This is a genomic window from Faecalicatena contorta, assembly GCF_021531995.1.
GTDB lineage: Bacteria > Bacillota > Clostridia > Lachnospirales > Lachnospiraceae > Dorea_A > Dorea_A contorta_A.
Genome location: NZ_JAFBIZ010000103.1, coordinates 1 through 11,074 on the forward strand (window position 1 = coordinate 1; position 11,074 = coordinate 11,074).

The following is an 11,074-nucleotide window of genomic DNA, read 5'->3' on the forward strand; positions in this document are numbered from 1 at the left end:
TCCTTATACTTTGTGTTGATGTCACCCAGCTTACTAAACATTGTTTCTTAAAATCGTCTATCCCTATTTCAAAAAACAAATAGAATAATACATTGTAGTATCTAATTAATACAACTTCTTTTGTTATTTTTTCCTTTAACCTCATACACACTTTCTACCTCTCACTGTATATCCAGTTCTATTTGTCCACATATTTTTACCCTATACACCTTATACTCACCCCATAATAGGTGGTTAATATTTCAACCAGTATCAGGATAACTTCCACAACTCCAATCCCCCGCTTTTCTTTCAATACCTGCATCATATAACGTATTCTCCACATACTCATTCTCCTTTCTTGATTCCTTTTTATATCTGCATGGATAAAAATGCCGGCACAACCACAATGACCAATACTTCTGCAAGCATCAGAAACATCGGGATCAAAAGTCTGGTACCTGCTTCTTCACCCATACGTTTTGCTCTTGCCTTGCGGTCTTCGAAAGCCTGCACAGATTCCATCTTAAGAAGGTCACCCAGACCTTTCGTTCCTTTTCTGAGATTTTGTGATAAGAGTGCGCCCAGACGAATATAAGCCTGTACATTGCACCGTCTGCCAAAGTTTTCATAACTTTCTGCTTCCGCAACTCCACTTTCCATCTCATAACAGGTCTGTTTCATCTCTTCATATGCGTAGCGTATCCCAGCTGTATTTTTTCTGGTCGCATATTCCTCCACAATTTTTTTCCATGCACGTTTTACGGTCATTCCTGCTCCGAGGAACAGGGTAATCTTATTGACAATATCCGGATAATCCTGCATCATCTGCCTCTTTCGTTCATTCTCTGCTTTTTTCAGTTCCTGCTGTCTCAGGGCCTTCAGCAATAATCCGGATATGATTCCCATGATGATCAATATGAATCCACGACTGTCCATCTTATGATAATAAGACACTGATTCTCCCTGAATGGTATCCGGGAGTTTCCAGACTCGTTCCGTCCGATCCAGTTGCTCTTCCTTTTGAAGTGTTTCTTTGATGAACTGTTTTTTTGCCTCCATATCCGTCATTGTCTGCGGACAGATCCGGACAGCACACTGATACAAGGCCTGCTGCGTCTCATCTTCCGTATATGTCAGGACAGCACTAAGATTCACCACTTCCCCCTTTTCTTCTATTTCTTTTTCCCGAATCTCTCCCCGGACATTCATTACATCGTATCGATCCAGTTTCCATGATACCTCCACCGGTGTATCCGGAATCTGTGTTATAAGATTCATATCTGTTTCCACTCTATCCAGGCTCTCATTATCTCCAAGAATCCATTGATCCATTTTCCTGATGATACTCCGAAATAACTCCTGGATCTCCTGCTCTGAATACATTCTTTCCGTAATCTGTACTTCTACCGACGTCCTTTTTGAATCTTCTGTTTTTACATCCAGTTCTTCTGTTCGGTCTCCCTTCCCGTAATCGTTTCGCACGATCTTTCCATCTGTTTTCACAAGAGAATTCACACAGTCCCCAAGCAAAAGAAGACTTCCCGCCACCATCAGCACAACAGATATATATTTCCAGTATTTTATTCTTTCATTTTTCAGATTTCTATCTTTATTATCTTTACGCCCAGATAATATGCGCCTGTGTAGATTGCAAGACATCCTGTCATCACCCCGATTCCTGCAGCATTGCCATACAAACTCTTCATAAACTCTGGAAAACTGACCGACATATACCCGATAATGATATACGGGATGACAGACATCACCCGAAATTCATATCTCTTTGCTGCCAAAATCGTGTCAATTTCCCTTTTTACGTCTATTTTGTCACTGATCTGTCGAACGGTATCCCGTATAATGGCAATCATATCTCCACCGCTTCTCTTTGCCATGCCAAATACTTCCGTAAAGCTTTGAACCTCTTCTGTCTGTGTACATTCCGCAAACTCTTTTAACGCCTGTTCTATCGGTACATGTATTTTCAGCTTTCTTACAATCATCAGTAATTCTCTGGAAATTCTTGCTTCCGGTGGATAGATGATAAGAAGTTCCTTCTGAGTCGCATAAAAAGCATTCTCCACAGAGTATCCGCTGTTCAAAGATGCAGAAAGCGTCTGAATTGCCTCCTTGAACTGCAATTGAAACTCAGCTGCCTTTTTTTCTTCCAGTTCCTTTTGAAACATCCGGTACATCCAACAGCCGGCAGGAATGAACAACACGGCCGCCAGGAAAGTTCCATAATACATCCACGCTGTTATCAATAGAATTCCTACAGTCTTCAAAACTGATCCAAACCGGTCACGGCGTGTGATATCCTGCCTCCAGCAGCTTCTTTCTGTGTGTAAGTTCATGAATCTTCTTCCAGCCACCCGACTTTCTTCCCCCTGCCTGCTCTTCTTCATATCTATATAACGTCTGCAACAGAATCTCGCCCCTGTCATACCCCAGCACTTCTGTCACCTCAAGTACCTTGCGGCTCTTATCTCTCATCCTCCCCAGGTGCACAATAATATCTATCCCCGAAGCAATCTGCCGCTGAATCGCAGGAAGCGGAAGTTCCATGCCCATCAGAACCATCGTCTCCAGACGGCTTAACATATCTCTTGGACTGTTGGCATGTCCGGTGCTCAGACTTCCGTCATGACCTGTGTTCAATGCCTGAAGCATGTCAATGGCTTCAGATGAACGAACCTCTCCGACTATGATGCGATCCGGGCGCATTCGAAGAGCCGATTTTATCAGATCCCGGATCGTAATTGCACCCGTTCCTTCTATATTGGCATTGCGCGCCTCCAGTCTGACCAGATTCGATACATTTTGAATCTTCAGTTCTGCATTATCTTCTATTGTAATAATTCTTTCTTCTCCTGGAATATACTGCGATAACGCATTAAGAAATGTGGTTTTCCCGGATCCGGTTCCGCCACTTATGAATATATTGTACCCAGTCTCAACAAGAACAGCAAGAAATTCGGATACTTCTTCACTGATAGAATTCCATTCTATCAGTTGCCGCATAGTAAGAACATCTTTTCCAAACTTACGGATCGTCACGATAGGTCCATCCAGCGCCACCGGCGCAAGCACAACATTGACTCTTGAGCCGTCCGGAAGTCTTGCATCCACTATTGGTGAGACCTCATTAACCAGTCGATTCGCTCCTGCCACAATCTGCTGGATTACATCCTCCAGCTTTTCCCGTGAAAGAAACCTCTTCTCCGACTGAAAGATTCTCCCTTCTTTTTCATAGAAGATATTCTGCGTTCCGTTAATCATTATTTCAGTAATCTCTTCATTTTCCAGAAACTCCTGCAGCAGATCCAGCTTTCGAAACGCATTAAACAATTCCTTTCCAAGCATCGTTTTTCTCTCGAGCGTCAGATATTCCTCCCTGGAAACTTCCTGCAGGACTCCATAGATCAGCTCCGTCAGTTCTTCATCTTCAATTTCTCTGGTCATATCCAGTTTCTGCAGAATCCTCGCATGCAATTGCTCTGCCTGTATCATGCTCCCACCTCCTTACTGTAATCTTTCTGCTTATATCATCATACCCCAGAAGATGCAGCTCTTCCTGAAACTGAAGCATCTTCGCTCTGCTAATCTCATCTGTCACTTCCGGCATATAGATCTCCGTACATAACCGCAGAATTCCGTATACACCCTGAATCCCCTCGTCTATATCCAGGATCAGAATGTCATAAAGGCTATACGCAGCAATCTGCTCCAAAAGGCAGATCCAGTCTTCCGGTTCCACTGCCTTTATATCTTCTGATATTCTTACCGGAAGCAGATAATCCAAAGCCCCAAGGTGCCTGACCATACCTGTCAGTACTGCTCCAAAATTCTTACTTTCCTGTCTGGAATAGTAAAGCGCATCAGCAAGTGTCTGGCCCGTTTCCGGGAAATACCCTCCGATTCCGCCATATAATTCCAGATTCAGATATAACACATTCTGTGACATCGACAACCTTTTTCCAAGTTCCAGTGCATAGCTTGTCTTTCCACATCGATGGATCGGCGAAAATATTCCTATCGTTTTCATACTTTTTTTACGGACTGTCTCCAGAAAAAGACTTTCTGCAACCGACATCTTACTGCATTTCCCAATCAGTTCTCTCATAATTGTTTCTCCTGACTGATACTTATAGACTGCAGACTCATTTTCATCTGTCTCTTCTTTCTGGGAAGCAGTTAAAATCACCGTATTTGCCGATCTGATTCTGCCCCTGTCTTCTTTTGGATATTTGCTGCTTATCAGCAGAATATCAATCGGACAGTTTTTCTGAAGCTCCAGCACCTGCGCAGTATCATTACACATCTGCACACTCAGTGCCAGTCCCTTTTTTCTTGCCAGAAAGTCAGCAAGTGCATCCGCATATCCCTCTTCCTGATCACAAATCACCAGGCATCCACTGCTCACATAATATTCCTCCCTGTCTCTTTTTTCTTAAAATTGAAATAACTGCCGAAACGGCATTGAAATAGAATAAATTGAAACTTTCTGAATCAGATATCCAGAACAAACAAATCAGATACAAGTTATCATGTATAACTTGTAGGACGATTATATACCCTATACTTTATATCTGTCTACCCCTTTTTTTAAAACCGCGAAACTTTGTGCAACTCTTACAGAATTTTGTAAAAAGTAATTCCGTATAACAGTGCAACCCCTGGAATTCCCAGCGTTCCTGAGGTCAAAAGAGTAATCAGATTGAATCCTACATGTGCCGAATATCCCTGCATATCCAGCCATTCATTTGCAAAAAAGATCATGGTACACCCAACAATTACACGAATCACAAAATTAACCACCAGTGATGCCCTGCGCTCCATACCGACTCTTCCTCCAATCATACCTTTATTCCATATATATCTCTACAGGTGGTATTTTATTCCTGAAATCCGTCTATACTATATTACAAAAAAATGACAGATTTATATGGAGGTAGATTATGCAATTATTCAACCGCAGAAATACTGCAGAAGAAGATATATACAAACGCCTGTCACTTGATCCTGAAAAAGATACGCTTCTGGATGAAATTGCACTTGCCAGGCGACAGTTAGATGATGCCTATAATAATTTCCAGAACGCCTCTGATCCCGATCTGATTGACTGTTATATCTACGAAGGAAACGCCGCATGGAAGCGATATCGTTTTCTGCTGAAACAGGCCCGGATGCTCTGACATCCCGGCCTGTTTTTTCCATTCATTATCCTATAATCGAATCGTAATCTCACGATTGGTTCGGTGATACTGATGATAATTGACGCCAGCCGCATCAAACATTCTCATAGATGCCATCACCGCAGCCGTTCCCTCATACTTATTGCTGTCATAGATTACTTCCTTAATTCCACTCTGAATGATTGCTTTTGCACACTCGTTACATGGAAACAGTGAAACATATAATTTTGCCCCTTCCAGACTGCCGCCCCGATAGTTCAGGATTGCATTCAGTTCGCTGTGAACAGTATACACGTATTTCGTTTCCAGTGGATCTTCCCCTTCTCTGTCCCACGGAAACACATCATCCGAACATCCCACCGGAAGCCCATTATATCCCATGGAAAGAATCTTATTATTCTGACTCACAATGCAGCAGCCAACCTGTGTATTCGGATCTTTGGAGCGCATACCTGAAAGCTTCGCTACACCCATAAAATATTCATCCCAGCTGATGTAATCCTCACGCTTATTTCCCATACAGTACCTCCCCAAAGCCTATTTGGTTCCAAAAATGCGATCTCCTGCGTCTCCAAGGCCAGGAACAATATATTTATGATTATTCAGATGATCATCCAGGGCACCAATATAAAGATCCACATCCGGATGCTCTTTCTGCATTCTCTCTACACCTTCCGGTGCTGCAATGATGCACATAAAACGGATACGTTTTACACCTTTATCCTTAAGCATCTGAATCGCTGCAACGCTGGATCCTCCGGTTGCCAGCATCGGATCTACCACAAACACTTCTCTCTCATCACAATCTGCCGGCAGTTTACAGTAATACTCGATCGGCTCAAATGTATCCGGATCTCTGTACAATCCGATATGGCCTACTTTTGCAGACGGAATCATATGAATCATACCATCTACCATTCCAAGACCCGCTCTTAAGATCGGAACAATTGCAAGCTTCTTTCCGCTCAGTTCTTTCCCTGTGGTTTCACAAATTGGTGTTTTGATCTTCACATCCTGAAGCTTGAGATCCCGCGTTGCTTCATAACACATCAGAGAGGCAATCTCCCCGACAATCTCTCTGAATTCTTTTGATCCTACCTCTTCTCTTCGAATGTAAGTGATCTTGTGCTGAATCAACGGATGATCCATAACCTGTACTTTTGACATCTTTTCTCCTCCTTAATTGTCTGCATATACTTTTATATCATTTTTTTACATGCTCTGTTATATCTTAATCACATGATGTCCTGCCGCTTTTAACAGTCGATTCATAATCGCACTTCCTATGCCATCTGTCGCAAAAGATTCGCTGTAGATAAAGTCAACTTTGTCGTCATCAAACTCTCTCAGAATACCATACAGATTTCCCGCAATAGTTGCCTCATCCTCTCTGGTTCCGATGCATTTTACGTCACCGTACAGATATCTGCGGACAGATTCCTTGGTGCCGATGATTCCGACTTTATACCCTTCTTTCTGTTTTTCATCCGTAAGCCGGTTGATCTCACAAACCACCTGATCAATATTTCCTTCGACAATCGTAAGCTCTGCTCTCGGTGCGTAATGCCTGTACTTCATGCCCGGCGCCTTCGGAACCTTTTTACTGTCCGGTTGGATCAGTGTTCTGTCAACATCAATCTCGCCAATCAGTTTTTCCAGCATCTCTTTCGTGATAGCTCCCGGACGCAAAATCATAGGCGGATCCACCGTCATATCCAAAATTGTAGATTCCACGCCAATATCTACCGCACCGCCATCTACAATCATATCAATTCTTCCATCCATATCTTCTGCAACATGCTGTGCAGTCGTAGGACTCGGACGTCCGGATGTGTTGGCGCTTGGCGCTGCAATATATCCACCGCCGGCATCTATGACTTCTTTTGCAATCTCATGTACCGGCATCCTAACAGCAACTGTATCCAGCCCCCCGGTTGTTCCATATGGAACGATCTCACTTTTGTCAAATATCATGGTAAGCGGACCCGGCCAGTAATGCCGTGCTACCTTCTTCGCTTTTTCAGAAACGTTTTTGGTGATCTTTTCTAAAGAATCCATATTGGTAATGTGAATAATCAAAGGATTATCGGACGGTCTCCCTTTTGCGGCATATATTTTTCTGGCCGCATCCTCATTTAACGCATCTGCCCCCAGACCATACACTGTCTCTGTAGGAAATGCTACCAATCCTCCTTCTTTTAAGATACGCCCGGCTTCTTTGATAATTTCTGTATTTAATTCATTTTTATTTACTTTCTTTATTATTGTTCTCATGTTTTTTATTATACTACACTCTAGTTTTCCAGACAAGTTATGATTCCCTCTGCGATCGCATCAGCAATCTGTTCCTGATAATTCTCATTGATCAGTTTTTCTGCTTCCTCATAATTGCTGAGAAATCCGCACTCTACAATGATTGTCGGCACTTCCGTGCGTTTCAGGAGATAATATGTATCATTCTCCTTCGCCTCTCTTGTATTCTCCGGATCTATTTTGAGCAATGCTTTCTGCATAATCTCTGCTGCCCTTTTTCCTTTTTCTGAATGTGAATAGTAAAACACCTGCGCTCCGTGTACTTTCTCATCACTATAACTGTTTTGGTGAATACTCACTACAAGTGCCGGAGCTGTCTCATTGATTGTCTGTACCCTTGCCTTCATATCCTGTACTTTTTTATTAACATCATTAGCTTCCGCCAATGTAGTATCTTTATCTCTTGTCATGACAACTTTTATATTTCTTTTTTCGGCTTTTTCTTTCACTTTTATTGCGATAATAAGATTAATATCCTTTTCTTTCGCCTGATTCACTCCTATCTTTCCGGGATCAAATCCTCCATGTCCGGCATCGATCACAATCACATCTTCCTGTTGTGTAACCTGATTACTCGAGACATATTGCTGCAGATTCCTGCTCAATACCGCCAGGCCTATCAATATCAAAACCAGAATTATCAATTCCACTTTTCTGTACAAGAAAATACCTCCCGACTGTCTTATATCATACTATATGACTTCGAGAGGTATTTTATTTTAGTTTACATATTTTAATATCAGATTCCAGATATCAGTATTTTCCTGTCCAAGTGCCCATGCAGCTGTACCGGCAAGCTTATTCTCTTTCATAAGCTTAAGCTTCGGTTCAAGTGAGTTTTCATCTTCCAGCCAGATCTTATATGTTGTACCGTCCACTTCCCATGTTGCATAATTCTGACCTGCCGAATCATCCCAGGTAATCTCCGCTCCTGCCTGCTCTACCTGTGCTTTTGCGCTATCCATTCCCATGGCCTCGCTTTCCACATTCATCGTATACTCAGCCCCGTCAGTTCCTTCCTGACTTTCCAGCTCCTCCTCAGTCTTTGGTGTTTCTTTCCACAATCTTGAGAAGAACGGGATACCGCTGATTACTTTTTCAGCCGGAACCTCTTTTAATGTTTCCTCAATTCCTTCTTTTACAAAATTATAGGAAGACACCGGACCTGCTTCCGGAGAACCTGCAAAATACTCATCATAACCCATGATGACTACATAGTCTGCCACGATTCCCTGTTCTTTGCGGTCATACTGCATGTTATAACCCTTCGGAACATAATTATCCACAGAAAGTACCAGACCATTCTGTCTGCACTTCACTGAAAGTTCACGAATAAACTGTATATAATGTTCTCCACATTCATCCGAAATCTTTTCAAAATCCACATTGATGCCATCTACTCCGACACGAAGTGATTCTGAGATCAGCTCATTAATCAGATTCTCTCTCTTCGATGTATAACTGAGAACCTCATAAGATTCATCATAGGAATTAATTCCACCGTCAAAATCTCTGATCGTCGCCCACACTTCTATGTTCGACTGATGTGCATAATTTACATAATCTGCTGAAGCGATCGAATTCATATTACCATCGGTATCTGCGATATGAAACCATGTAGGCGCAATTGTCGTAAGACCCTTACTTTGTGCAATTCTCTGCAATACGTTATTATTCGCATCCTGATTGGTCACGTTGTGCCATGCCATGTTAATCGTGTAATCCTTTGTAATGTTCGTATAGACCGGTTCTTCAAACTCTCTGGTCAAATTCTTTGTCTCAACCTTTTTCAGAGCACTCTTTTTCACGTAGCCTATAAAACCATCCTTTGTACGAACCTTACTCCAGTTTTCCTCTTCTTCTACGATGGTAACTTCTTCTTTTTTCTCCAGTTCGGTTAATATCGGACTCTTTACACCGCCCTGATATCTCACCTGTGTATCTTTTTTCACCGTCGCGACTTTTGTCTCACCCCATTCTGTCTGAATCATCACGCGATCTGGTTCACTGAATACTTCATATTCAATATTCGTATACTGCTGAACAAAATCCAGTGCAATATAAGCTGTGCTTCCTTCTGTCTTTAAAATAATATAATCTTCACTTTTCTTTTCTCTGGATATAGAATAATCCTTACTTCCAACCTCTACAGATACTGTATCTTTCGGAAGCGTATACAGGAGAATATTTTCATTTGGATCCCAATAAAACCGACTATTGATATAATCTCTCACCACATTATACTCAATATAAGCTTTTCCATTGTCGATCATTCCATGTGGCTCTACCACCTGGTTATCAATGGTAATCGCCATCTGCCCTTCATCTTCTATTCCATAATATTTCTGTAAATCATACGTTTCTTTAGAAGGACTATATCTTTTCCACAAAAATGTTCCTATGATCGCTGCAGCAATTAATATCATCAGAAGAATCATCTTAAGCATAAGATTTCTCTTTCTTCTTCTCCTGGACTGTGCCTTGCCAGCCGGCCTTTTTCTTGATGACGGCCTTTGAGACTGTGACCTTGAATTCTGAGGTCTTCTTCTCTGTGTCCCTGTCGATCTTTCTGAAATTCTTCTTGAGGATTCTCCGCTTCTTTTCCCCTGTCCCGGTGCATTTCTTGAATCCGTCGATGTGCTCTTCCTTCCCTCAGATGTACCGTTTGCATTTACAAATGTACCCTTCGCATTTGCAGACGTACTCCGCGATCCTGTCTGTGCTCCTTCCTGTCTCGAGGAAGGACTACTCAACCTTGATGCAGCACCTGTTGGTCTAGATGATGCATTCCCTGATCTTGGTGTTGCACTTCTCGTTCCTCCGGTGCGGCGTTCCGACGTTCCTGTTCTGATCGTACCGGCCTTCTGATCTATATATTCTTTCCCAGCATTTCGACGTGTCCTGGTCTCATCTCCACCGGCTCTAGGCATACCGGCACGACTTCCTGCAGACTCGGTTTCCGTGGTTTGCGGTATTTTCTGTCCTGCTTCGTTTGGTCGTTTGATGCTTCCTGTACGGTCCAAAGTTGTGCGGCTTCTTTTTTCTTTATCTTCCATGCTGCACCTCCTACAGATTTCATTATATCAAACCAGTCGACACACGTCATTATTTATTTCGACATTTTATTGTATTTTGCGGGATATTTGCAAATCTTATTCATTAAATTATATTATTTCTCAATACGCTGAAAACGCAGTTCTTTGATGTCACCTTCCTCGTCCAGTACATACTCTCGCATATATTCATTGTGCTCACGCATCAAGTGCGCCTGTACAATCTGCATGGGGCTTGCCGGTGCTCCATTAATCTTCAGTTCTACATTCTTTTTTTCATACCCTGTAAGTTCCTGGAACATCTGCTGCAGATTCTTATCATTTTGCATGCTTCATCCTCCTTATCCACCGGATGATAACTACGGCTGTATCTGCATATAATGCCAAAAAAATAAAGGAGATGCATGTGATACATAAATCTTGGCTTCTATGCTTCAGCTTACATTATAAATAGAAGATAGTTCCGGTATTATACATATGTTAGTGTGAATTATTTTGCCAGAAATGGCGAAATCTGATTTGTTTGATAGATTC

Annotated in this window: 13 protein-coding genes; 1 reads left to right on the top strand and 12 read right to left on the bottom strand. The window is 42.2% G+C overall.

Features of this window, described 5'->3' with window-relative positions; genetic code table 11:
* Positions 1-196: 196 nt before the first annotated feature.
* The 6 genes from JQM82_RS16245 to JQM82_RS12295 all read right to left on the bottom strand — a co-directional run bounded on the left by JQM82_RS16245 (position 197) and on the right by JQM82_RS12295 (position 4,839).
* Positions 197-325, bottom strand: coding sequence for a hypothetical protein (locus tag JQM82_RS16245; RefSeq protein WP_268827735.1), 129 nt, complete (start codon positions 323-325; stop codon positions 197-199).
* Positions 326-351: 26 nt separating this feature from the next.
* Positions 352-1,641, bottom strand: coding sequence for a hypothetical protein (locus tag JQM82_RS12275; RefSeq protein ID WP_235250632.1), 1,290 nt, complete (start codon positions 1,639-1,641; stop codon positions 352-354).
* Positions 1,578-2,333 (bottom strand): type II secretion system F family protein, encoded by a 756-nt coding sequence (locus tag JQM82_RS12280; protein WP_235250633.1) that lies wholly within the window; start codon positions 2,331-2,333, stop codon positions 1,578-1,580. The genes JQM82_RS12275 and JQM82_RS12280 overlap by 64 nt, the downstream gene beginning before the upstream one ends.
* Complete coding sequence (locus tag JQM82_RS12285; protein WP_235250634.1) at positions 2,281-3,489, bottom strand: CpaF family protein; 1,209 nt, start codon at positions 3,487-3,489, stop codon at positions 2,281-2,283. The genes JQM82_RS12280 and JQM82_RS12285 overlap by 53 nt, the downstream gene beginning before the upstream one ends.
* A complete protein-coding gene (locus JQM82_RS12290; protein ID WP_235250635.1) occupies positions 3,425-4,402 on the bottom strand; it encodes a hypothetical protein in 978 nt (325 codons plus the stop codon). The genes JQM82_RS12285 and JQM82_RS12290 overlap by 65 nt, the downstream gene beginning before the upstream one ends.
* A 209-nt stretch (positions 4,403-4,611) precedes the next feature.
* Positions 4,612-4,839 (bottom strand): pro-sigmaK processing inhibitor BofA family protein, encoded by a 228-nt coding sequence (locus JQM82_RS12295; protein WP_235250636.1) that lies wholly within the window; start codon positions 4,837-4,839, stop codon positions 4,612-4,614.
* Between the two features lie 98 nt (positions 4,840-4,937).
* On the opposite strand from JQM82_RS12295, the gene JQM82_RS12300 reads away from it, so the two are divergent.
* A complete protein-coding gene (locus JQM82_RS12300; RefSeq protein WP_235250637.1) occupies positions 4,938-5,174 on the top strand; it encodes a YaaL family protein in 237 nt (78 codons plus the stop codon).
* Positions 5,175-5,204: 30 nt separating this feature from the next.
* Here the strand turns inward: JQM82_RS12300 and JQM82_RS12305 are convergent, their stop codons facing one another.
* The 6 genes from JQM82_RS12305 to JQM82_RS12330 all read right to left on the bottom strand — a co-directional run bounded on the left by JQM82_RS12305 (position 5,205) and on the right by JQM82_RS12330 (position 10,869).
* A complete protein-coding gene (locus JQM82_RS12305; protein ID WP_235250638.1) occupies positions 5,205-5,693 on the bottom strand; it encodes a deoxycytidylate deaminase in 489 nt (162 codons plus the stop codon).
* A gap of 18 nt (positions 5,694-5,711) precedes the next feature.
* Positions 5,712-6,341 carry a uracil phosphoribosyltransferase gene (upp, locus tag JQM82_RS12310; protein WP_235250639.1) on the bottom strand — a complete coding sequence of 210 codons (630 nt, stop codon included), beginning with the start codon at positions 6,339-6,341 and terminating at the stop codon, positions 5,712-5,714.
* Positions 6,342-6,398: 57 nt separating this feature from the next.
* The gene (locus tag JQM82_RS12315) at positions 6,399-7,448 is read right to left on the bottom strand and encodes an L-threonylcarbamoyladenylate synthase (RefSeq protein WP_235250640.1); all 1,050 of its coding nucleotides are present in this window, start codon (positions 7,446-7,448) and stop codon (positions 6,399-6,401) included.
* 20 nt (positions 7,449-7,468) lie between these two features.
* Positions 7,469-8,149: an N-acetylmuramoyl-L-alanine amidase family protein gene (locus tag JQM82_RS12320; protein WP_235250642.1), complete on the bottom strand. Its 681-nt coding sequence runs from the start codon at positions 8,147-8,149 to the stop codon at positions 7,469-7,471.
* A 57-nt stretch (positions 8,150-8,206) separates the two neighbouring features.
* Complete coding sequence (locus JQM82_RS12325) at positions 8,207-9,934, bottom strand: glycosyl hydrolase family 18 protein (protein ID WP_334302964.1); 1,728 nt, start codon at positions 9,932-9,934, stop codon at positions 8,207-8,209.
* 722 nt (positions 9,935-10,656) lie between these two features.
* A complete protein-coding gene (locus JQM82_RS12330) occupies positions 10,657-10,869 on the bottom strand; it encodes a hypothetical protein (RefSeq protein ID WP_235250646.1) in 213 nt (70 codons plus the stop codon).
* Between the last annotated feature and the right edge of the window lie 205 nt (positions 10,870-11,074).